This window comes from Companilactobacillus allii, from assembly GCF_001971585.1.
Taxonomy (GTDB): Bacteria; Bacillota; Bacilli; order Lactobacillales; family Lactobacillaceae; genus Companilactobacillus; species Companilactobacillus allii.
Genome location: NZ_CP019323.1, coordinates 2040230 through 2060193, shown reverse-complemented (window position 1 = coordinate 2060193; position 19964 = coordinate 2040230). Strand labels below are relative to the sequence as shown.

30 protein-coding genes are annotated in these 19964 nt (G+C 32.8%); 22 read left to right on the top strand and 8 right to left on the bottom strand.

All coding sequences use genetic code 11. The annotated features are described in order from the left end of the window. The first annotated feature begins 1 nt into the window (after window position 1). From BTM29_RS10210 to BTM29_RS10180, 7 genes are all read left to right on the top strand, one after another. Entirely contained in the window at window positions 2-784 is a 783-nt protein-coding gene (locus BTM29_RS10210) for a ribonuclease HII (protein ID WP_076618893.1), read from the top strand. Window positions 785-812: 28 nt separating this feature from the next. Then, window positions 813-1631 (top strand): DNA-processing protein DprA, encoded by an 819-nt coding sequence (gene dprA / locus BTM29_RS10205; RefSeq protein WP_076617115.1) that lies wholly within the window; start codon window positions 813-815, stop codon window positions 1629-1631. Between the two features lie 112 nt (window positions 1632-1743). Beyond that, window positions 1744-3828, top strand: a complete 2085-nt coding sequence (topA, locus tag BTM29_RS10200) for a type I DNA topoisomerase (protein ID WP_076617111.1) — start codon at window positions 1744-1746, stop codon at window positions 3826-3828. Beyond that, window positions 3829-4728 carry a tyrosine recombinase XerC gene (gene xerC, locus BTM29_RS10195; protein WP_076617107.1) on the top strand — a complete coding sequence of 300 codons (900 nt, stop codon included), beginning with the start codon at window positions 3829-3831 and terminating at the stop codon, window positions 4726-4728. Window positions 4729-4742: 14 nt separating this feature from the next. Then, window positions 4743-5267 (top strand): HslVU peptidase proteolytic subunit, encoded by a 525-nt coding sequence (hslV, locus tag BTM29_RS10190; protein ID WP_076617103.1) that lies wholly within the window; start codon window positions 4743-4745, stop codon window positions 5265-5267. A 15-nt stretch (window positions 5268-5282) separates the two neighbouring features. Next, complete coding sequence (gene hslU, locus BTM29_RS10185; RefSeq protein WP_076617100.1) at window positions 5283-6722, top strand: ATP-dependent protease ATPase subunit HslU; 1440 nt, start codon at window positions 5283-5285, stop codon at window positions 6720-6722. A gap of 11 nt (window positions 6723-6733) precedes the next feature. Further along, complete coding sequence (locus BTM29_RS10180; RefSeq protein WP_076617097.1) at window positions 6734-7609, top strand: aldose 1-epimerase family protein; 876 nt, start codon at window positions 6734-6736, stop codon at window positions 7607-7609. A gap of 187 nt (window positions 7610-7796) precedes the next feature. Here the strand turns inward: BTM29_RS10180 and BTM29_RS10175 are convergent, their stop codons facing one another. The 8 genes from BTM29_RS10175 to BTM29_RS10140 form a co-directional block, all read right to left on the bottom strand. Continuing rightward, window positions 7797-8933, bottom strand: coding sequence for a tyrosine-type recombinase/integrase (locus BTM29_RS10175; protein WP_076617093.1), 1137 nt, complete (start codon window positions 8931-8933; stop codon window positions 7797-7799). Window positions 8934-9111: 178 nt separating this feature from the next. Further along, entirely contained in the window at window positions 9112-9480 is a 369-nt protein-coding gene (locus BTM29_RS10170; protein ID WP_076617089.1) for a hypothetical protein, read from the bottom strand. Next, on the bottom strand, window positions 9473-9805 hold the full coding sequence (locus BTM29_RS10165) for a hypothetical protein (protein WP_076617086.1): 333 nt from the start codon (window positions 9803-9805) through the stop codon (window positions 9473-9475). Before BTM29_RS10165 ends, BTM29_RS10170 begins: the two co-directional genes overlap by 8 nt. A 228-nt stretch (window positions 9806-10033) precedes the next feature. Next, window positions 10034-11041 (bottom strand): hypothetical protein, encoded by a 1008-nt coding sequence (locus tag BTM29_RS10160; RefSeq protein WP_076617082.1) that lies wholly within the window; start codon window positions 11039-11041, stop codon window positions 10034-10036. Window positions 11042-11101: 60 nt separating this feature from the next. After that, window positions 11102-11581, bottom strand: coding sequence for a DUF5067 domain-containing protein (locus BTM29_RS10155; RefSeq protein WP_076617079.1), 480 nt, complete (start codon window positions 11579-11581; stop codon window positions 11102-11104). Window positions 11582-11613: 32 nt separating this feature from the next. Then, entirely contained in the window at window positions 11614-12042 is a 429-nt protein-coding gene (locus tag BTM29_RS10150; RefSeq protein ID WP_076617076.1) for a hypothetical protein, read from the bottom strand. 56 nt (window positions 12043-12098) lie between these two features. Then, the gene (locus tag BTM29_RS10145) at window positions 12099-12515 is read right to left on the bottom strand and encodes an ImmA/IrrE family metallo-endopeptidase (protein ID WP_076617073.1); all 417 of its coding nucleotides are present in this window, start codon (window positions 12513-12515) and stop codon (window positions 12099-12101) included. 4 nt (window positions 12516-12519) lie between these two features. After that, the gene (locus BTM29_RS10140) at window positions 12520-12894 is read right to left on the bottom strand and encodes a helix-turn-helix domain-containing protein (RefSeq protein WP_076617070.1); all 375 of its coding nucleotides are present in this window, start codon (window positions 12892-12894) and stop codon (window positions 12520-12522) included. 150 nt (window positions 12895-13044) lie between these two features. Here BTM29_RS10140 and BTM29_RS10135 point away from each other — a divergent pair, with 150 nt between their 5' ends. The 15 genes from BTM29_RS10135 (at window position 13045) to BTM29_RS10065 (ending at window position 19667) form a co-directional block, all read left to right on the top strand. Then, complete coding sequence (locus BTM29_RS10135) at window positions 13045-13287, top strand: helix-turn-helix transcriptional regulator (RefSeq protein WP_076617067.1); 243 nt, start codon at window positions 13045-13047, stop codon at window positions 13285-13287. Between the two features lie 262 nt (window positions 13288-13549). After that, on the top strand, window positions 13550-14044 hold the full coding sequence (locus BTM29_RS10130) for a helix-turn-helix domain-containing protein (protein ID WP_076617063.1): 495 nt from the start codon (window positions 13550-13552) through the stop codon (window positions 14042-14044). Window positions 14045-14049: 5 nt separating this feature from the next. Next, the gene (locus BTM29_RS10125) at window positions 14050-14289 is read left to right on the top strand and encodes a DNA-binding protein (protein ID WP_076617059.1); all 240 of its coding nucleotides are present in this window, start codon (window positions 14050-14052) and stop codon (window positions 14287-14289) included. A 14-nt stretch (window positions 14290-14303) separates the two neighbouring features. Continuing rightward, window positions 14304-14486, top strand: a complete 183-nt coding sequence (locus BTM29_RS10120) for a hypothetical protein (protein WP_076617056.1) — start codon at window positions 14304-14306, stop codon at window positions 14484-14486. 1 nt (window position 14487) lies between these two features. Next, window positions 14488-14703 (top strand): hypothetical protein, encoded by a 216-nt coding sequence (locus BTM29_RS10115; protein WP_076617053.1) that lies wholly within the window; start codon window positions 14488-14490, stop codon window positions 14701-14703. A 40-nt stretch (window positions 14704-14743) separates the two neighbouring features. Further along, window positions 14744-15427, top strand: coding sequence for an ERF family protein (locus BTM29_RS10110; RefSeq protein ID WP_076617049.1), 684 nt, complete (start codon window positions 14744-14746; stop codon window positions 15425-15427). 15 nt (window positions 15428-15442) lie between these two features. Continuing rightward, complete coding sequence (locus tag BTM29_RS10105) at window positions 15443-16291, top strand: conserved phage C-terminal domain-containing protein (RefSeq protein WP_076617046.1); 849 nt, start codon at window positions 15443-15445, stop codon at window positions 16289-16291. Beyond that, window positions 16284-17021 carry a phage antirepressor KilAC domain-containing protein gene (locus tag BTM29_RS10100; RefSeq protein WP_076617043.1) on the top strand — a complete coding sequence of 246 codons (738 nt, stop codon included), beginning with the start codon at window positions 16284-16286 and terminating at the stop codon, window positions 17019-17021. Before BTM29_RS10105 ends, BTM29_RS10100 begins: the two co-directional genes overlap by 8 nt. A gap of 100 nt (window positions 17022-17121) precedes the next feature. Beyond that, entirely contained in the window at window positions 17122-17688 is a 567-nt protein-coding gene (ssb, locus tag BTM29_RS10095) for a single-stranded DNA-binding protein (RefSeq protein ID WP_076617039.1), read from the top strand. 18 nt (window positions 17689-17706) lie between these two features. Further along, window positions 17707-17916, top strand: coding sequence for a hypothetical protein (locus BTM29_RS10090; protein WP_076617035.1), 210 nt, complete (start codon window positions 17707-17709; stop codon window positions 17914-17916). Further along, on the top strand, window positions 17903-18187 hold the full coding sequence (locus BTM29_RS10085) for a hypothetical protein (protein WP_076617032.1): 285 nt from the start codon (window positions 17903-17905) through the stop codon (window positions 18185-18187). Before BTM29_RS10090 ends, BTM29_RS10085 begins: the two co-directional genes overlap by 14 nt. Next, a complete protein-coding gene (locus tag BTM29_RS10080; protein WP_076617029.1) occupies window positions 18184-18420 on the top strand; it encodes a hypothetical protein in 237 nt (78 codons plus the stop codon). Before BTM29_RS10085 ends, BTM29_RS10080 begins: the two co-directional genes overlap by 4 nt. Window positions 18421-18422: 2 nt before the next feature. Next, window positions 18423-18605, top strand: a complete 183-nt coding sequence (locus tag BTM29_RS10075; RefSeq protein ID WP_076617026.1) for a DUF6877 family protein — start codon at window positions 18423-18425, stop codon at window positions 18603-18605. A gap of 140 nt (window positions 18606-18745) precedes the next feature. Beyond that, window positions 18746-19201: a hypothetical protein gene (locus BTM29_RS10070; protein WP_076617024.1), complete on the top strand. Its 456-nt coding sequence runs from the start codon at window positions 18746-18748 to the stop codon at window positions 19199-19201. Between the two features lie 40 nt (window positions 19202-19241). Next, complete coding sequence (locus BTM29_RS10065; RefSeq protein WP_157886450.1) at window positions 19242-19667, top strand: ArpU family phage packaging/lysis transcriptional regulator; 426 nt, start codon at window positions 19242-19244, stop codon at window positions 19665-19667. Window positions 19668-19964: the final 297 nt, after the last annotated feature.

Genomic DNA, 19964 nt, shown 5'->3' with positions numbered 1-19964 from the left:
AATGACGATTAAGGATGTCAAAGAATTGCTGAATCAAGAAATTGGTTCGGTTTCTAAAGATGACCTTGATTTGTTACAAGAAGATGAACGTAGTGGTGTTCATAATCTATTGGCACAATATTTTAGAAAAGTTGAGCAGCAACAAAAATTAATTGAAAAGTTCCATAAAAAAGAGTTCTTAGAACGTGATTATTGGAATCATAATCTATTTGTAGCAGGGGTCGACGAAGTTGGCCGGGGACCACTGGCTGGTCCTGTAGTAACTGCTGCAGTTATTTTACCTGCCAATAATACTTTGTATGAGGTTGATGATTCTAAAAAATTAACCGCTAAAAAACGTGACAGAGTTTATCGACAAATCTGTGAACAGGCGATAGATATTTCAATTGGTATAGGTAGTCCTCAATTGATTGATCAAGAGAATATTTATCATGCTACTGAGCTAGTGATGAAAGATGCAATCAATGGTCTTTACTTGGCACCTGATCATATTCTGGTTGATGCCATGACCATTCCCGTTAATATCGGACAAACTAAGCTTATTAAAGGTGATTCAAAGTCGCTTAGTATAGGAGCAGCTAGTATTGTGGCTAAAGTTTCAAGGGATAGATTGATGTCAGCTTACAACGAGCTGTATCCTGAATTTGGTTTTTTGAGAAATGATGGTTATGGGACTAGTGAACATTTGAAGGCACTGGATAAATATGGCAGAACTCCTATTCATCGAATGAGCTTTTCTCCTGTAAGAAAAACAAATAAGTTATATCAAACACCGTTTTCGTAATTTATTTATGAAAGTGGTGTTTTTATATATGAATAAATTAACTGAAATTTTAGTAAAATGTCGTTTAACTATGCAGATATCAAATCAGGAAATGTTAAAAATTGTCAAATTGTCACTAAATAGTGATAATCTTGAACAAGATACTTTTTATATGCTTCAAAGAAGTTGGAAATCAGAGAAATATAAAAAGTTTCTTCTATTGTTTAGGCTACAAAATGAGTCCGGAATTCAGGCAATAAATTACCTGGATGATGAGTACCCTGAGAATTTAAGGGAAATTTATAATCCACCAGCATTGCTATTTTACCAGGGTGACATTTCACTATTAAAAACTGATTGTACAGCTATAGTTGGTGCCAGAGAAGCGACTGAATATAGTTATCGTTGCATTAATGGACTTGTACCTAGAATTATAGACCGTTATACTATTGTAAGCGGTTTGGCAAAGGGTGTTGATGGTTGGGCACATCAAGTAACCTTGAATAATCATGGTAAAACTATTGCTGTGATTGGTAATTGTTTGAGTGATTATTACCCTACTAAGAATAAAAAACTTCAAGATGAAATCTTTGAGTTTGGACTTGTTATTAGTGAATATCCGCCAGGATGTAATATTCAAAGGTGGCATTTCCCGCAACGAAACCGTATAATCGCAGGTATCAGTCAGCGAGTAATTGTAACCGAAGCAAAAGAGCGAAGTGGTTCACTTATTACGGCTGAATTGGCAATGCAAGAAAACAGAGATGTTTATGCAATACCAGGTAAGATAGATGAGAGTACGTCAAAAGGATGTAATAAGTTAATTGAAGAGGGTGCAATACCACTAATCAACTTTAGTGATTTTTAATTTTTTCTCTGATTGATAATTTAATGTATCGTTTTGATTGACAAATTCAAAAACAATAAATATTATATTGAACAGTTTCCTAAATGATTCATTTCAGAAAGGAGCACTTTGCGTGCCAGCGAAACAAAAGAATTTGGTGATTGTTGAATCACCTTCAAAAGCAAAAACAATTGAAAAATATTTGGGACGTAATTATCACGTTGTAGCAAGTTTGGGACATGTTAGAGATCTACCTAAGAGTCAAATGGGTGTCGATATCGAACATGACTACGAACCTAAGTACATTTCTATTCGTGGTAAAGGTCCTGTTATAAAAGATTTGAAAAAAGAGGCTAAAAAAGCCAAAAGAGTTTATCTTGCAGCCGATCCGGATCGTGAAGGAGAGGCCATCGCTTGGCATGTTTCCCATTTATTGGGACTTGATGTCAACGGTGATAATCGTGTTGTATTTAATGAGATTACTAAAGATACTGTTAAACAGGCATTTAAGAAACCTCGTAGTATCGATATGAACTTAGTCGATGCACAACAAGCTCGTCGTGTTCTTGATAGATTAGTAGGATATTCTATTTCACCTATTCTTTGGGCAAAAGTTAAAAAGGGATTAAGTGCTGGACGTGTTCAGTCAATCGCTTTGAAACTTGTTATTGAACGTGAAAAATCAATAAAGAAATTTATTCCTGAAGAATATTGGACTATTGAGTCAACATTCAAACATGGTAAAGATAAGTTTAATGCTAACTTTTATGGTATTGATCATAAAAAAACTGAATTAAAAGATAATGCTCAAGTTCAAGAAGTTCTTGGAAAAATCAATAAGAGTGATGATTTTGACATTGAAAAGGTAACGAAAAAAGAACGTAATAGATTCCCCGCTGCCCCATTTACGACTAGTTCACTTCAACAAGAGGCTAACCGTAAATTGAATTATAAGACTAGAAAAACAATGATGATTGCTCAACAACTTTATGAAGGAATCAATCTTGGAAGAAAAGAAGGCACAGTAGGTTTAATTACTTATATGCGTACTGATTCCAAGCGTATTTCAAAGGTTGCACAAACTGAAGCATCAGAATTTATTCATAAAGAATTTGGTGAACCTTTTGCTGCAGTTAAGATGCGTAAGGATAAAAATCAAGAAGGTGCACAAGACGCCCATGAGGCTATTCGACCATCTTCAGTATTACGTACTCCTAAGTCATTGAAAGATATTTTGACACGTGATCAATATCGTTTGTATGACTTGATTTGGTCACGCTTTGTGGCTAGTCAAATGACACCTGCTGTTTATGACACTATGACTGTTGATTTAACACAAAATGGTGTTATGTTCAGAGCCAACGGTTCAAAAATCAAGTTTGAGGGATACCGCAAAGTTTATCAAAGTACTTCAGAATCTAATAAGAAGGATAATATTCTTCCTGAACTTGCTGAAGGTGATAAAGCTAAGCTTCAAACAAACGATCCAGCACAACATTTTACACAACCACCTGCAAGATTTACTGAAGCTTCACTTGTTAAGGCCTTGGAAGAAAATGGTGTTGGCCGTCCTTCAACATATGCTCCAACAATTGATACTATTCAGAGACGTTACTATGTAAAATTGAATGGAAAAAGTTTTGAACCGACTGAATTAGGTGAAATTGTTGATAATTTAATTCAAGATTACTTCCCAGATATTGTTAATATTGATTTCACAGCTCATCTAGAAGATGAACTTGATGAAATTGAAGAGGGTAAGGAAGATTGGGTAAAGGTTGTTGACCACTATTACAAACCTTTTGCTAAAGAATTAGAATCAGCCGAGAGCAAAATTGAAAAAGTTCAAATTAAAGATGAGCCAGCCGGTATGGATTGTGACATCTGTGGTGCACCTATGGTTATCAAGATGGGTCGCTATGGTAAATTCTATGCTTGTTCACGATTCCCAGACTGTCGTAATACAAAACCAATTGTTAAAGAGATTGGTGTAGTTTGTCCTAAGTGTAAAGAGGGACAAGTCATTGAAAGAAAATCAAAGAAAAACCGTATTTTCTATGGTTGTTCTAGATATCCTGATTGTGACTTCGTTTCATGGGATAAACCAATTGGACGTGATTGCCCTAAAGATGGCCATTATCTAGTTGAAAAGAAAGTTAAGGGTGGTCGTCAAGTTCTATGTCCAAATGGCGATTATGAAGAACAGGTTCAAAAATAAATGATCGAACAAGATTTAATTGACAAGTTTATTGATTATTTGATGATCAACCATCATTATTCTGAAGATACTAAAAGTTCATATTTGGAAGATATCAATAATTTTGTAAAATTTCTTGATGATAATGGTGGATTCAAGGGATTTACAAAAATAAATCGACTCGATGTGGAGACATACTTAACGTATTTAGATGAAAAGAATTATGCTGATGAAACGGTGGCTAGAAGGGTTTCAGCGTTGAGATCCTTTTATAATTTTCTGTTACGTAATAAGTTCATGAAAACTAATCCGTTTGATCTTATTCAGCTTAGACATAAAGGACGTAAATTACCGCGCTTTTTTTATGAAAAAGAAATGAAACAACTTTTCGAAGCTGTAAAAGGTGATGACGCCCTTTCTGAAAGAAATTCTGCGCTATTAGAGTTACTATATGCTACTGGGATGCGTGTTAGCGAATGTTCCAATCTTGAATTAGAACAATTAGATTTTACTAACGGTATCGTTTTGGTACATGGTAAAGGTGATAAAGATCGTTATGTGCCGTTTGGTAGTTTTGCTCAAAGGGCATTAAATCGTTATATCGATGACGGCAGAAAAAAATTGATGGCCGCTAATAATATGGACCATCAATTTGTTTTCGTTAATAATCGAGGTAAAGGTATCACGAGTCGTGGAGTTGAATATATACTTGATCAAATTATAAAGAAAACCAGTTTGACGACTGACATTCACCCACATATGATTAGACATACATTTGCTACCCATATGTTGGATAATGGTGCAGATCTGCGTACAGTCCAAGAACTTCTGGGACACTCAAGTCTTTCAACTACACAAATCTACACACATGTAACAATGGAACATCTACAAAAAGATTATAAAAAATATTTTCCAAGATAAAGGAAGGTAATTAAATGACAACAATTGTCGCAGTTAAACACAATGGTCATACAGCTATCGCTGGTGATGGACAAGTTACACTAAGTGAAAAATTCATTATGAAGGGTTCAGCCCACAAAGTTAGACGTATTTTCGATGACCAAGTAGTTATCGGATTTGCTGGTGGTGTTGCAGATGCAATAACTCTACAAGACTGGTTAGAAAAGAAGTTAAAAGCATATTCTGGTAATTTAAAACGTGCTGCTGTTGAGTTGGCTCAAGACTGGAGAAAAGATCCAACACTTCAAAAGCTTGAAGCTATGCTTATCGCCATGGATAAAGACAACTTACTCTTGATTTCAGGTAGTGGGGAAGTTATCGAACCAGATGAAGATGTTGTTTCTATTGGTTCAGGTGGTAATTTTGCTCAAGCCGCTGCTATTGCAATGCAACGTCATGCCAAAGATATGGATGCCGAGCAAATGGCAGTAGAAGCAATTAAGATTGCTTCAGGTATCGATATTTACACTAATGATAATATTATTTCAGACAAATTTTAAATTGGAGAGTAATAAATGGACAACATTTTAACACCTAAAGAAATAGTCGCTCAATTAGATAATTATATTATTGGACAAACTGATGCTAAAAAGGCCGTTGCGGTTGCTTTATATAATCGTTATCGCCGTATGCAAGTACCTAAGAACTTACAACAAGAAATCACGCCTAAAAATCTATTAATGATCGGACCTACTGGTGTTGGTAAAACGGAGATTGCGAGACGTTTGGCCAAAATTGTTAAGGCACCTTTTGTTAAAGTTGAAGCAACTAAGTTTACCGAAGTAGGATACGTGGGACGTGATGTTGAATCAATGGTACGTGATTTAGTCGATGTAGCTGTTGCTATGGAAGAAAAAGAAAAAATCGATGAAATTAGACCAGAGGTACGACGTGATGTTGATAAGAAATTAGTTAAATTATTAGTTCCTGGCATTAAAAAGGAACGTAAAGAAAATAATAATAACAACATGGACTTTATGTCTATGCTAAATAATCTACAAAATTCATCAAACTTACAAGATGCTTTGAATCCTCAAAGTGGGGATGAAGACCCTGATAGTAATGCTGAGGTCACCGATTCAGTTCGTGATCAACGTCTGAGTGTTAAAGAACAATTGGATAAGGGATTACTTGAGGATCGTGAAGTTACTATTAAAGTTGAGGAATCACGTAAAGTAAACCCTATGAATGACCAAATGGCCCAAATGGGTATGGATATGTCTAGTATGATGGATTCACTAGTCCCTAAGAAGTCTATTACTAGGACTTTACCAGTAAATGATGCACGTGAACTCTTGATTCAACAAGAATCTGGTAAGCGTGTGGACCATGATGAAATCTATCAATCAGCAATTGAACGTACTCAAGATAATGGTATTATCTTTATCGATGAGTTTGATAAAATTGCGGCTGGAAATAAAAAAACATCTGGTGAGGTATCTCGTGAAGGAGTTCAACGTGATATTTTACCTATCGTTGAAGGTTCACAGATCAATACTAAGTATGGTGTAGTTAATACTGACCATATCTTATTCATTGCATCAGGTGCATTTGCTGAAAACAAGCCAAGTGATTTGATTGCTGAATTACAAGGCCGTTTCCCTATTCGTGTTGAATTGAATGATTTAACGCAAGATGATTTCATTGAGATCTTAACTAGACCTGACAATGCTTTGACAAAACAATACGTTGCATTAACCAGAGCAGATGGGATTCGTTTAACTTTTACTAAAGAATCCGTTGAAGAGATTGCAAAAATCGCTTACAACCTTAATAATACTAATCAGAACATAGGTGCCAGAAGATTGGCAACTGTTCTGGAAAAGATATTAGCAGATATTCTTTATGAAGGTCCAGATATGCAAATGGGTGATATTACTGTCACTCGTGAGTATGTAAAAGAGCAAGTTGGAAAAATTGCTGATGATCAAGATCTTTCGCGTTATATTCTTTAGGGGGAAAAATAATGACAATGTACGAGCTTAAGAACGATTATTTAACCGTTCAAGTTAATTCTAAAGGTGCTGAATTAAGTAGCATCAAAAATGGTGAAGATGTGGAATTCATCTGGCAAGCAGACTCAAATTTTTGGGGTAGACATGCACCAATTCTTTTCCCAATCGTTGGTCGTTTAAAAGATGATCACTACTTTGTTGATGGCAAAGAATACAAAATGACACAACATGGTTTTGCAAGAGATCAAGAGTTTACTCTTGGCTCACAAACAGATTCAAAGCTTGTTTTGACTTTGACAACAAGTGAAGAAAGTCTTGCTAAGTACCCATATCACTTTAAGTTGAGTGTTATTTATCAACTAGTTAAAGATACTGTTCAAATCAGTTATTTGGTAGATAGCCTTGAAGAAAAAGAAGATATGTACTTCAATATTGGTGCTCATCCTGGTTTTTCTGTACCATTTGAAGATAACCTAAACTTTGAAGACTTCGACGTAAAGATTGATCCTTCTGAAACAAGATCAACTATTCCTATAGTTGAACATCAAATTGATCTTGATGGCGAAACAAAAGTCGAAAATCAAAACTTCTCAATGAATCGTGATGAGTTCAAAGATGATGCTGTTGTATATCGTTTGAATGATCCAGCAGTTGTCACAATTGAAAGTGATAAAACTAATCATAAGTTGACTCTTGATACTGGTAATGCTAAATACTTCGGTATGTGGTCAACATATCCTGATAAAGGTAAGTTCATGTGCATCGAACCATGGTGGGGACTTGCTGATAAAAAGGATAGCGATAATGACTTCAAGACGAAGTATGGTGTTAACAAGTTAGCTCCTAGTGAACAATTTGAAGCATACTTCTCAATCTCAATTAAATAAACATAGACAATTATATAATTTGATGTAGTTTTACATAGTCTTAAAGCCCCAACATTCTTAGCGGAATGTTGGGGCTTTATTTTTTTATAGTTTTGCATAGTTATATAACCGTTTGTAGTTGCAATGTAGTCGTGAACTCATTTTAATATAAATATATTAGGATAATATGACATATGTAGTTGGCGATTTATTTTTCATTTAAATCCGTTAGCGCAATTAAAATCTTTTTATCACTATTATCGGTAGCATGTTCGTATATATTCATTGTCACATCGACATTTCTATGTCCTAAGCGCTTTTGAACATCTTTAGGGGTAATTGTTGGATTCATGTCATAAAGGAGTGTAGCGTGAGTATGTCGTATACCATGCATAGTGACAGTTCTTCCAAGTTCGATTTTTTTGTTGAGATTTTTTTGCCAATCATTAACACCACGAGAGCTCCAATGATCACCAGAGTCGTTTGAGAATACATAATTGTTTTTTATTTTAAAGTAACTCTGAACGTATTTCCAAGCTGCTAGTATTTTCATAGTATCAGAATCCATTATCAGTGATCTGTTAAGACTATTTTTGGTAGGATGCGTTTCATATCTACGATACTCAGTTGAATAAACGAGTGTTTTGGTAATTGAAATATAGTTATTTTCAAAATCAATATCTGACCATTGTAGACATAAGCTTTCGCCACGTCTAATTCCAGAATATGCCATAGTTCTAAAGTAGGCATATTGTTGTAATCCTTCGTTATGAGCAGCTTCTAAGAATTTATTAATCTCTTCTAAAGAGTAAAAGTTTTTTTCTTTTCGTTCAGAAATCATTTTGTTTATTTTAGAAGTAGTTACAGGCAATATAACCTTTCTCATTGGATTAGAATCAATATATTCATATCTTACTGCTTCATCTAAAACTTTTCTGGTACGCTCAAACAAGGGCTTATATGTGGCTATTTTGTCCGTCCATTCATCAATGGCATCTTGGCAATCCTTTATAGTTATTTTATTGACTTGCATTGTGCCAAATATTGGGAGTATGTAGTGTTCAAATGACCTATGAATATTTGAATAGGTAGTATCTCTTATTGATTTGCGATATCGTGTTATCCAATCATCGTAGACTTTCTGAAAAGTAACTATGTTTCTACTAACCTTATATTTATTTTCCATGATTTCTTGCTTTAAATTTAAATAGGCGAGTGCTGCGTCGTCATAAGTGAAGAAGCCATTTCTTGAAGTAACATGGCCTTTATCTACACGAACAGTGAAACGGTAACGCTTCTGGTTATTTTTTAGAAAATATTTTTTAATTGCATTTATTTTTTTCATTATTTTATCCTTGTGAAGTTTTAAGTTAGTAATTCATTATTGAACCATATTTTATTTAGTTATAGAAAAAAATGTTGTGTTTTTTTGTATGTCAAGATATAAAAGTTCACGATTATGGGCACGTATGTTCTCTTAACGATAAAAATAAAAAGCCAATTAAGGCTTCACATGTGTTTGATCAATGAAAGACAACGGTAAGTATTGCAGAAATAACTGCTGATAGTGCCGATATTCCACCAATTATAATAGTTCCCCAGAAGAATCTACGATTGTCTTTAAATTCTTTCTGCTGTATTTTTTCGCTGTCGTTAAGCATAATTCTAGTTTTGTCTGGAATTGAAGATATTTTTTCTTCTAATAAATCAAATCTATAATCAATTTTTTCGGACAGTAATTTCTCAGTAGCTAGGAGTTCTTCCTTGGTAGCATATTTATCCATATTTGATCCACCTCCATCACTGTTTTTAGTTGTATCATTTTTGAATAAATCCATTTCGTTTGGGTCTATTTTGGAATAATCATTTATATAACTAATATTATCATTCATTTGTTTGTATACCTAGATATAAAGTTGGAACGGCTGAATTATAAATAGACTTTTTAATATTGGTTTCATCATCAATAGATTTACTATTCATTACAATATTAATACCAAGAAAATCAAAATTACTACCAAAAAAAGGTGAGTCAAAACTAAAGGTATTCTCAACTCGATATATACCACTTGTAGTCTCTGTTATAGATGATTTACCAGTTCTAGTTTTATCAATATAGAATTTTGCTCCTTCAATTGGCTTAATATTATTAAAATCGTACGCAACATTTGATCTGTTATTTAGTGCATACAAATTTAAATCTAATGATTCAATCATGTTCAATCCCCACAGAATAGATATATCGAATAATATTTTTATAGATATTTTATTATCGGAATATACTTTTCCATCGAGAAGTTCAACGCTGAACTTTAAAATGCAAGGTTCTCTATTTATTAAATATTTATCAAAAGGGTTTTTCATTATATTGATCCTTCTTTCTTAAATTGATTTAATCATTTGTTTCCTAAATTAATAATTAATCTACTTAACTAGATATGAATCCTATAACGAAGCAAACAAGACAATCAAAGGAATAATAATGATAAAGCTAGTAATCAAGAACGAAAGTAGACATCCGTTTCGTACATCTCGTTGTTGCTTTTCAAAATCGTTCTTCTCTTTTAATTTTTTCTTTTTAATTGTTTCGTTAAATTCGTTAATTCGGTTGATTTTTTCTTTTTGATTTTTTGTGATATCAAATATATCGATATCGAACTCAGTTGGAGATGTGAATCCTCTAACACTTATGGACTCGTCTTTGTTGATAGTGATTTTTTTATATTTTCCACCATAATTTTTTATAGAGATAGAAGTTACGTTGTCGTTGTCAGAATCATTGAATAGTTTTAGAAGTTCCATATTTTTTATGGGACTTATCTCTCCAACTTTTAAATTAATGTTATTAAAAGTAACAATTAAATAAAAAATATCGTTTTCTAAATAAAAAATATCGTTTTCCATATTTAGTTTGATATTTGAATAGGTAGAGAATGCATCGCTGTCGAATTGGAAAACAGGCTGATCAAATCTTTTTTTTATGATTTCAGCTCTTTTTAGACCGTTAAATTTTTCTTCTTTCGGGATAATGTCTGCGAGATGGTTAGTTATGGATATTAGATTATCTTTATATCTTTCAGTATTTATAAATTCCCTATTTATAGAAATTAACAATTCAGTTTCTGGAAGATTCTCTAAGTCAGGACCTTGAATTTTTAAATTAGATAGTTCAGTACTGTCACTGAAATTAAAGTTGTTATCAATATGCTGCGTATTTTGATTTATGTAATGGTCTAATTTACGTGATGAGGAAGTACTCAATGGATTTATTCCTACGGTTGTACTCTTGTATATTTTGTTATAAACAGATTTAGATGGCTTTTTTGTAAATCCAGTTTCTTTTGTTCCATAGAATGGGGTGACTGATCTTTTTACACTTCTAGTAATTCTACCGGTTGTTCTAGCACTAACGGACCTCTTAATACTAGGTTTTCTGACACCAAATTTGGTCATTATTTTCCCTCCGTTTTTATATGCCACAACGTATTCAGTAAAGCTGACCGAAAAAGCCATTTACTTGTTTAAATCCAACTTAATGGAACCTAATGAGGTACGTGTATCCTGATCCTCAGCTTTAAATGTAACTGGATTATTAGAATTATCTAGTTCTATAAAGTCAACGTATTGTTTTGTTTCACCTGATTTAAGCTTTTCAGAGGAACCGGTATTATACATGTCTTGATAATTTTCATTGGACAGCTCCCAATCCGTATCAGGGATACCCATGCTGAGTGTAACAATAGAGTCAGCATTTTCTTGTTTAAATTCTCCTGATGCTAATAGTGCATCAAATGCTCCCATCGGGTTATCCGTTGTGTTTTTGTACGTGTAGGTAACCATTAAAACTTTTTCACCTTCAAAACCAGGTATGATTTCGGTATTGTCGAAGGTTATCTCTCCGGTAGAATTTATAATTGTCTTATTTTCAATGTGTGGTTGTGATTCCATAACTTTATTCAGATAATTAGTAAATTTTTTTTGCCTTTTTTGCATTGAAATTAACTTTTGGTTATCCGATGAATCTATTATAAATCACTTTTCACCAATGCAACTTGCTTATTGAATCTTTTGTTAGTATTTTTTGAATGACTAAAGTCATTATTTTTATATTCCATAGCTATTGTTTTTAAAGAATTGTTAAAACTAATCAAGTTTTTAGTTGCTTCGGTGTTTGAACGGTTTTGTTTAAGCTTTTTGTTATTTGACGTTAGTAATGCTACTTGATTATCAGCAACTTTACTAACATGATCACTATTAGTATCAATAGATTTAGCGTAACTATATATTATATTCGCCTGACCATTACCAGCATCGGCATAAAAATTAATTAGTTCTTTCTTGCTGTAGTTGTATTTATTTTCTGATGAGTTTGCCGATTTATAGCTACAACCGGCAGCTATAAGTGTTAGAGCAATTAAAATCAATGTTGTTAAAATTCTTTTAAATTCTTTCATAACGAGATTTCCCCTATAACAACAGCTTTTAATGTCATCAGTTTTGGACAGGGTTGTTAGTCGCTAATATTTGGTAATCCATAGCAGTGCGTTAAATCGGCATACGTGCCAGGTAGATTACCATATTCCTCTATATATAAGTTTGTGACTAATGTAATAGCAAACTTATCAGCTTGATACTCCAATTTGTGCTTAAAAAAAGTTCTATCGTTGTAGTAGGAAACAAGCCCATCGTGCTCAATCACGTGAGCTAATTCATGAGCTAAGACAAAATATCGCTGGCTACTGTCTCTTATTTCATTTGCCAAAATAATTATTGGTTGGCTACCAAAATAAATCGTATCGCCTAATGGACGAGGATAAATATCTTTCCAGTGAATTTCAATATTTAATTTATCAGCCCAGACAAATGGATCAAATGTATTGTATCTTGTACCAATATCTAAAATTAATTCGTTCAAGTCGTTAGACATAAAATCACTTCTTACTATTATGTTTTTGCTGTTTTTTCTTATCCCAAAATATTTGAGATAGAGCTAATTTTAAACGCTCGTTCTCTTCTTCTGTCAAATCCTCGCCGTTATAAGCCATACCCATATTTCCATCTAAAAAGTCCTTTAAATCAAGAATATCTTTTGGGGTTGCCCATTTTGGTGTCTCATCATTACCTAATAGGTAATCTGTTGAGACACCAAAAAAATTTGATAGCTTTATAAGCGTTTCATTATCAGGCTCATTTCTCCCATTTTCCATATGAGAATAGCTTGCTCGTGAAACACCGATTTTGTTTGCAACTTCTTGTTGAGTAAGCCCGAGATTTTGTCTTAAAAGCTTTAATCTGTTAAGTAACATGTGTTCACCTCAAATATATAATACCAAGTTATAGATACAAAATGTATCTATGATAAAAAAAGTATCAAAAAACATTGACGATACAAAACGTATCGTGTATTATTAATCTTGTGATACAGAAAGTATCACTTTAAAAAAGGGGATGTCTTTATGAGAAAACTTAAATATTTTCGTGAGAAAAAAAAATTAACGCAAAAAGAATTAGCAGAAATGCTGGGACTAGCAACCATCACCATTCGCAGTATTGAAAATGGTGATAGAAACCCTAGCATTGATACTGCAAAAAGAATATCTATTTTTTTCGATGTTGGTATGGATGAATTGTTTCCTGATATTTTTTTGCTTAGCGATGGTACAAAAAGTATCAAAAATAAAACGTATATATCGCAATAACTTGATAATATTTTAAAATCAGCTAACAATAATACGTTTTAAATTGTAATAAATTTAAAATATTTTTTTAAAGGAGGTGATTAATTTGAACATAGCAAATGTATATCAAGAATATTTACAATTTGTTTTCAACATTATAAATATTCTTTTGTTAAATAAAGCATACAAAAAAATTACGTGAATAAATATATACTCAACTACACAAAATGGAAGTAAATCTTTAGAAGCAAAGAGAAAAAAATAAATAAGGAAGGTGATTAATTTGAATCAACAAGAAATAAAAAATGAATTAGAAGACTTGCTAACTAGGGAGTGTTTCTCTCATAAAGACTTGGCACAAGAAATTCATGTTAGGGAGTCAACAATAAGCAATTGGATGAACGATGTTAAACGATCAATCCCAGCGGATAAATTGCTACTTATATCTAAAAACTTTAGTGATCTTAAATTTAAACGTGCTGTGGGTGATTATCTTACTGAAATGCCAGTTATATTTAGTGAAAACAAAATATATCAATGTGATTCGGCTGCTTTATATCTAGCTTCAGAGAAAGAAGAAATGGAGCGAGAGTCACTAGACAAAGCGACAGTTATTTATTTTGCAAAACGGCCAGAATTGGTCACTGAAGATGATAGAAGAAAAATCGTTTCATGGACGAAAGAATTTACTGAAGAGATTTCTAGTGAAAATTCTCTTTTAAATAGTGTCATAGAAAAATTTCAGATTAATCCACTTGAATTGGAGATTGAAAGGTAATCATTATGATTAGTAAAGAGAAACTTATTCAAGAAGAAGAAAATAAACAGAAAGATTTGTCACATAAAGGCTGGTTAAAAATTGCTAATGCTGCTATATACGCCGATTGCTCAGTGGCTACAATTTATTCTTGGATGAAGGATCCGATACACCCACTTAAATCAGTTAAGCATAATGGGCGTCGTGTAAGCGTAGAGAATTTAGATGAATATTTAAAAAGTTTTGAGCAAAATAGAATGTTTTAAAAAGGAGAAATATGATGATAGATCTAATCGCAGGTTATGTGATGTTTGGCGCAGGATGTTTTACTTTTGGATATTATTCAGCAGCAGCTGGTGGGTTTTTAAACTTGTTTGATGTTTCGGATAAGTTCAAAAGGTGCTGCTTAAAACTGAATCATTGGATTATTGATAATGTCTTTGATTTAAAGGAGGGAAAATAAGATGGAAATACCAAGTGAAATTAATCAGTTGATTGATGATGCAATAGAAGTGGGATTCTTACAAGCAGTCATGGAGTTTCAAGTAAATCCTAATAATAATATGAAATATCAAAATAATTTAAGAGAGGCAAATATTAAAATGATGGCACAAAAAAAGACCCTTACTACGGCAATAGCAAAGGGTCAAACAAAAGTAAAAGCAAAGGATTTCAATTGATTAAGTATAACACAATCTGATATTACTGGAGGTGAAATTGATGACTGAAAATAATATTTCTATTAATGATGTAATTTTACAAGTGCGCCAAAATATAAGGAATCCAGTTAAAAAAGAAACAAATCCTCTATATGGTACTAAATATGCTGATTTAAACGAAGTATTAGAAACTGTTAATAATGCTTTTCCTAGCGACGGAACATTCACACAACCCATCAAAATTGACGCTGGTGGTAATGCAACACTTGTATTAACGATATGGACTAAGAACTCATCAGAAGACGTGTCTACTATTCCATTAGTAGAGGCAGATACAAATAAAAGAACAAACAAAATTCAGATGATGGGACAAGCAATAACATATCTTAGAAGATATCAGCTGAAATCATTCTTTGGTTTAGGAGACGCCGATGACGATGGACAAGATAATTCTAATCAAAACTATAGATCTAGTAATAATCAAAATAAATTAAGTAGGAACAACAATCAGAACTCTAGCAACGAGCCAATAAATTCAGCAATGAATAAGCAAATACTGGAGATGATTGATACTGTAGCAAAGCTATGGGAGTTGTCCAATCAGCAAATTTACGATCAATTGAAATCGAAGTTCAAATTTACCAGATTAGACATGATCACAAATGGATTTGCGCAAAAATTACTTGTTTATTTAAATGGCATGAAAAAAGAAGCCCTCAAAGCTAGAAACAATGTGAGGAAATAGTTAGGGAGTGGTGTAGTGAGTGAAGAAATAAGTAGAGACTTTAAAGGGATTTGGATCCCTAAAGAAATTTGGTTGGACAAAGAACTGACTAAATCCCAAATGCTGCTATACGTTGAAATTGATAGTCTATCTAGTAATGAAAAGGGATGTTTTGCAAGTAATAATTACTTATCCAAATTTTTGCGAGTTAGTCCATCAAGAATATCTCAATTGGTATCAGAGCTAGAAAAAAAGAATTACATTACGGTGAAATTATTTTATTCAAAGGATAATCCTAAGTTAGTTGCTCGGAGGGAAATTACCCCCGTTAATATATTAAATAGGGTAGTTAATATATTAATACCCCCTACTAAGAAAATTAAAGGGGGGTACTTAGAAAATTGTGAGGAGAGAGAACCAAGTTCAGATAACCAAAAGCATATAAAAGATAATGTCGAGTTGCCTCGACCCTCTCCCCCTGATTCCATACCATTCAAAAAAATTATTGAATACTTAAATTCAAAAGCTGAAAAGCATTATCGCTTAGCTGAGACCAACAAGTTAAAGATAACAGAACGTTGGAATGAAGGTTATAGGCTCGAAGATTTTAAGAAAGTAATTGATAACAAGTGTTTGGTTTGGAAGGATGATTCCAAAATGAATGAATATCTGAGGCCTTACACGTTATTTGGCAAAAAGTTTGATGATTATTTGAATAGCAAGCCAATTGATGAATCTAGTAATCGCAAAGTCAAACGAATTGAACAGGCTGATGATTGGAGCAAAGTTAAGCCAACAATGACAAATGAAGAATATTTGAAAAAGCACGCAGAACTTATGCAGCAATTAAAAATAAGACGTTCAAAGGAGCTTAATCATGAATGATTTAGTAGTTTTAAAGAATCGGCAACCTGTAACTACGTCTTTACAGGTTGCTATAAATTTTGATAAAGATCATAAGCACGTTTTGGAAGTTATTCAAGATAAAATTCAATCGGCCGAAAATCCGGCTGATTACTTGAAGATGTTTGAAAGAGGTACTTACCGCGATTCTAGAGGTCGTGGTCAAAAAATGTATTACTTAACCAGAGATGGATTTGCATTCATCGCCATGGGATTCACTGGTCAAAAAGCTGATAAATTCAAGTTGCAATATATTAGTGCTTTTAACGAAATGGAAGATAGTTTAAAGAGTCAGTTCAATATTCCAACAACGTTACCAGAGGCACTGAGACTCGCTGCCAATCAGGCTGAGCAAATTGAATCCATGAAGCCTAAAGCTATCTTTGCTGATGCAGTAGCTTCTAGTGACACCAGTATATCAATTGCTGATATGGCCAAAATTTTACACCAAAATGGAATTGATATTGGTGAGAAAAGATTCTTCAAGTATTTACGTGATAATCGCTATTTAATCAGCGGGATACACCGTTCTGACAAGAATCGACCTCAGCAAAGATATATTGAACAAGGAATATTTGAGATTAAGGAAAGTAGCTATCAAAGTCCGAATGGGAATGTGCATACTAACATCACCACTAAAGTTACCGGTAAGGGTCAGCAATACTTTGTTAAGAAATTCTTGAAACATAATAATCAATTAACTTTTGTTTGATTTTAGGAGGAAATAGGTATTGGAAATATTAATTATTATTTTGGGAGTATTAATCGTACTTCAATTTTTTTCAAATCAAAGATGATAAAGGGATGTATATATGATTAATCGAGTTGTATTAACTGGACGCCTTACACGTGATTCCGAATTGAAATATACGTCCAGTGGAACTGCGGTTACTAGTTTCACTGTAGCAGTAAATAGAACATTCACTAACGCTCAAGGTGAACGTGAGGCTGATTTTATCAACTGCGTTATCTGGAGAAAGCCTGCTGAGAATTTTTCAAATTTCACTAATAAAGGATCACTTGTAGGTATAGATGGACGTCTCCAAACACGTTCATACGAAAATAAACAAGGTCAAAGAGTCTATATAACTGAGGTTATTGTTGAAAATTTCTCATTTCTAGAATCAAAATCTGATAGTGAGAATAGAAGCGGTGGTTCATCGAATAATAATCTTAGTGACAGTAATAAGAACAACAGAAACAACAATAATCCAAACCAAGCACCATATAATAATCAGCAAAATCAATCAAGCCAGTCACCTTTTGGCAACACTAACAATAATCAATCTAACAACAGTAACAACTCAAATAATATGGGCAACCCGTTTGCTGATAAAGGTAAGCCTATCAATATTAGTGATGACGACTTACCATTTTAAAATTAAGGAGAAAACATAATGAATAAATATAAGATTCTTATGTCAAACAATGACGGTGATTTTTACAAGTTGATCAATAATTTAAACATCGTTGAAATGTATAGACTGGTTGAAAAGGGAAAGATGATATTTGGTGAAATTAGCAATGGACACAAAGTATATATCAATTCAAGCAACATAGAATTGCTAGAAGAAATTAAAGATGGTGGCGAAAATGAGTCTAACTGATGAAAGAATTAAAAGGGTTATAACTGCTTATCAAGATTTATCCATTATCCTGTATAAATTGGTATTTAAAAAAGATTTGAGCAAAATTAATGGAATTTATACAGTTACATTAAAAAAGCGAAAATTAGAAATGACATCGAAGGAATTTAAAAGTATAGATGTTGATATGCAAAAGAGATTAAGAGAATCGGACTTAGTAACAATTCCAATCAACAAATTAGACTACTTCGAATTGAAAGAATTACTAGAAGAAAACTGGAGAAAATTATGAGAATGGATATTCAGAGTCGATTAAATAATTTGAATAACTGGTTTAAAGATAATCAAGAAACCGTTTTGGAAGAAAAATCGTTTTGGAATAACGATTCTTACTACATCCATACTAAAAATAATGAATATATATGGAATCCAAAATCGAATGAATTGTATTTAAAAGTATCAAATGAATATGAACGTGTTCTATATCCAAATAGAGTCGTCGAAACAAGTCTGTGGGGTGAATAGTATTGGATGAAAGTCCTATTGATAGAATTATACAATTATCAGATAAGCTGCCATATGAGATTTTTGCAGACGTAAGAGGTCGAATGGATGATTGGATGTTAGCTGGTGGCCATCAAAGTGATCCTTATATGTGGCGACAAGTTAAGTTTGCTGAAAGATATATCAAGATGAATCCTATTAAATAGAAAATTGGTGACTGGATTCTTAAAGATAGACATGGAAAATAGTCAGTGACAATCTATGAAAATTTTAGACATGAGTTTTTTAAAAAGGGTAATAACTGATTTTAAACTTTAATATATTAATTGAAAAGTGATGTGATTACTTGTTTAGTGAAATAGAATTAAGAACGATTTTGAAATTGAAAGAGCAAGGGATGACAGACATCGCTATTGCTGATGAATTGCAGATATCAGATGATAATTTACAATTAGCCTATCAAGATATCTTTGGAATCAATGGAATTATGGAAAATGCATTTAATTATTATTATCCAAAATTGAAGTTAGAATATCCAAATAAGATTCCCGATAGACATCCCTACTTATTGATTATTCATAAATGGTGGGTAGTTCATGATGATGTATATGAAAAACTAAAAAAAATAGATCAGGCTGCAGTCCAAAAAATGTTGAATGCTGGATATGCTAAATTGACAATAATTAAGAAAATAGGAATTACTAAAGGGGTTTTGAAATCAGCAATCAATTATGGATTGGTAAGTGACAAATTATGGGCACAAAAAAAGGCCACTCCTAAGAAGCAACCTATGATTAATTAAAACTATGCACTTTAATTATATCACGGGGGAGTGGCTGAAGTTGTTCTTAATACCAGAATATGATGAATCCAAGTGTAAAAATAATGTAAGACCTATATTAAACCAATATCGTCGCTTAGCAAGAATAGCTGGTAGGTCACTTACTGATTTGAAATCTCCAACCATATCTGATATGCCAAGCGCTACACCATATGGTAATAGGCAAGAGGAGAATAATTCTACCGTTATTTCAGCACGTATGGAATTAGATGAAATAAATAGAGCAATGAACAATTTATCTCAAGAATGTTTTGAGGTAGTGTATCTAACATATATGGCAAAAGAGAAGTTTACAGATACTAAGATAGCTTATTCAGTATTTCAAAGTTACGATTCCAGTAAATCAGTAGAACGTAAACGTAGCATAGGATTAATTCAATTCTGTGAAGCATATCGAAATGGAAAATTATTAGTTTTTAAAGAATAATGAGGGCTTTTTGTCCTTATAATGAGGGAATATTGAGGGATAATTGTCCTGATTTTGTCCTCAATGTGAGGGCAAAAGTTCGTTTTAGGGATGTATATTAGTACTATTGAAAATATGAGAGGTAGCGATGGTTACTCTTCCACAAAAAGATCAATATTAATCATATTTTTAATTCTCAACGTTGATGAGTGATGATAAAGCTCATCTTTTTATGCAGGCAACGGAATATTATAAAAATTTTACTTTGAAAATCCTCCTTTTGTAATTTATTAATTAATATAACCAGGTTCAACTCCT

Bases quoted from the DNA above. Each gene is read 5' to 3' on its own strand.
- BTM29_RS10210 (WP_076618893.1), top strand. From the start codon at position 2: ATGACGATTAAGGATGTCAAAGAATTGCTGAATCAAGAAATTGGTTCG.
- dprA (WP_076617115.1), top strand. From the start codon at position 813: ATGAATAAATTAACTGAAATTTTAGTAAAATGTCGTTTAACTATGCAG.
- xerC (WP_076617107.1), top strand. From the start codon at position 3,829: ATGATCGAACAAGATTTAATTGACAAGTTTATTGATTATTTGATGATC.
- hslV (WP_076617103.1), top strand. From the start codon at position 4,743: ATGACAACAATTGTCGCAGTTAAACACAATGGTCATACAGCTATCGCT.
- hslU (WP_076617100.1), top strand. From the start codon at position 5,283: ATGGACAACATTTTAACACCTAAAGAAATAGTCGCTCAATTAGATAAT.
- BTM29_RS10180 (WP_076617097.1), top strand. From the start codon at position 6,734: ATGACAATGTACGAGCTTAAGAACGATTATTTAACCGTTCAAGTTAAT.
- BTM29_RS10175 (WP_076617093.1), bottom strand. From the start codon at position 8,933: ATGAAAAAAATAAATGCAATTAAAAAATATTTTCTAAAAAATAACCAG.
- BTM29_RS10170 (WP_076617089.1), bottom strand. From the start codon at position 9,480: ATGAATGATAATATTAGTTATATAAATGATTATTCCAAAATAGACCCA.
- BTM29_RS10165 (WP_076617086.1), bottom strand. From the start codon at position 9,805: ATGATTGAATCATTAGATTTAAATTTGTATGCACTAAATAACAGATCA.
- BTM29_RS10160 (WP_076617082.1), bottom strand. From the start codon at position 11,041: ATGACCAAATTTGGTGTCAGAAAACCTAGTATTAAGAGGTCCGTTAGT.
- BTM29_RS10155 (WP_076617079.1), bottom strand. From the start codon at position 11,581: ATGCAAAAAAGGCAAAAAAAATTTACTAATTATCTGAATAAAGTTATG.
- BTM29_RS10150 (WP_076617076.1), bottom strand. From the start codon at position 12,042: ATGAAAGAATTTAAAAGAATTTTAACAACATTGATTTTAATTGCTCTA.
- BTM29_RS10145 (WP_076617073.1), bottom strand. From the start codon at position 12,515: ATGTCTAACGACTTGAACGAATTAATTTTAGATATTGGTACAAGATAC.
- BTM29_RS10140 (WP_076617070.1), bottom strand. From the start codon at position 12,894: ATGTTACTTAACAGATTAAAGCTTTTAAGACAAAATCTCGGGCTTACT.
- BTM29_RS10135 (WP_076617067.1), top strand. From the start codon at position 13,045: ATGAGAAAACTTAAATATTTTCGTGAGAAAAAAAAATTAACGCAAAAA.
- BTM29_RS10125 (WP_076617059.1), top strand. From the start codon at position 14,050: ATGATTAGTAAAGAGAAACTTATTCAAGAAGAAGAAAATAAACAGAAA.
- BTM29_RS10120 (WP_076617056.1), top strand. From the start codon at position 14,304: ATGATAGATCTAATCGCAGGTTATGTGATGTTTGGCGCAGGATGTTTT.
- BTM29_RS10115 (WP_076617053.1), top strand. From the start codon at position 14,488: ATGGAAATACCAAGTGAAATTAATCAGTTGATTGATGATGCAATAGAA.
- BTM29_RS10110 (WP_076617049.1), top strand. From the start codon at position 14,744: ATGACTGAAAATAATATTTCTATTAATGATGTAATTTTACAAGTGCGC.
- BTM29_RS10100 (WP_076617043.1), top strand. From the start codon at position 16,284: ATGAATGATTTAGTAGTTTTAAAGAATCGGCAACCTGTAACTACGTCT.
- ssb (WP_076617039.1), top strand. From the start codon at position 17,122: ATGATTAATCGAGTTGTATTAACTGGACGCCTTACACGTGATTCCGAA.
- BTM29_RS10090 (WP_076617035.1), top strand. From the start codon at position 17,707: ATGAATAAATATAAGATTCTTATGTCAAACAATGACGGTGATTTTTAC.
- BTM29_RS10085 (WP_076617032.1), top strand. From the start codon at position 17,903: ATGAGTCTAACTGATGAAAGAATTAAAAGGGTTATAACTGCTTATCAA.
- BTM29_RS10080 (WP_076617029.1), top strand. From the start codon at position 18,184: ATGAGAATGGATATTCAGAGTCGATTAAATAATTTGAATAACTGGTTT.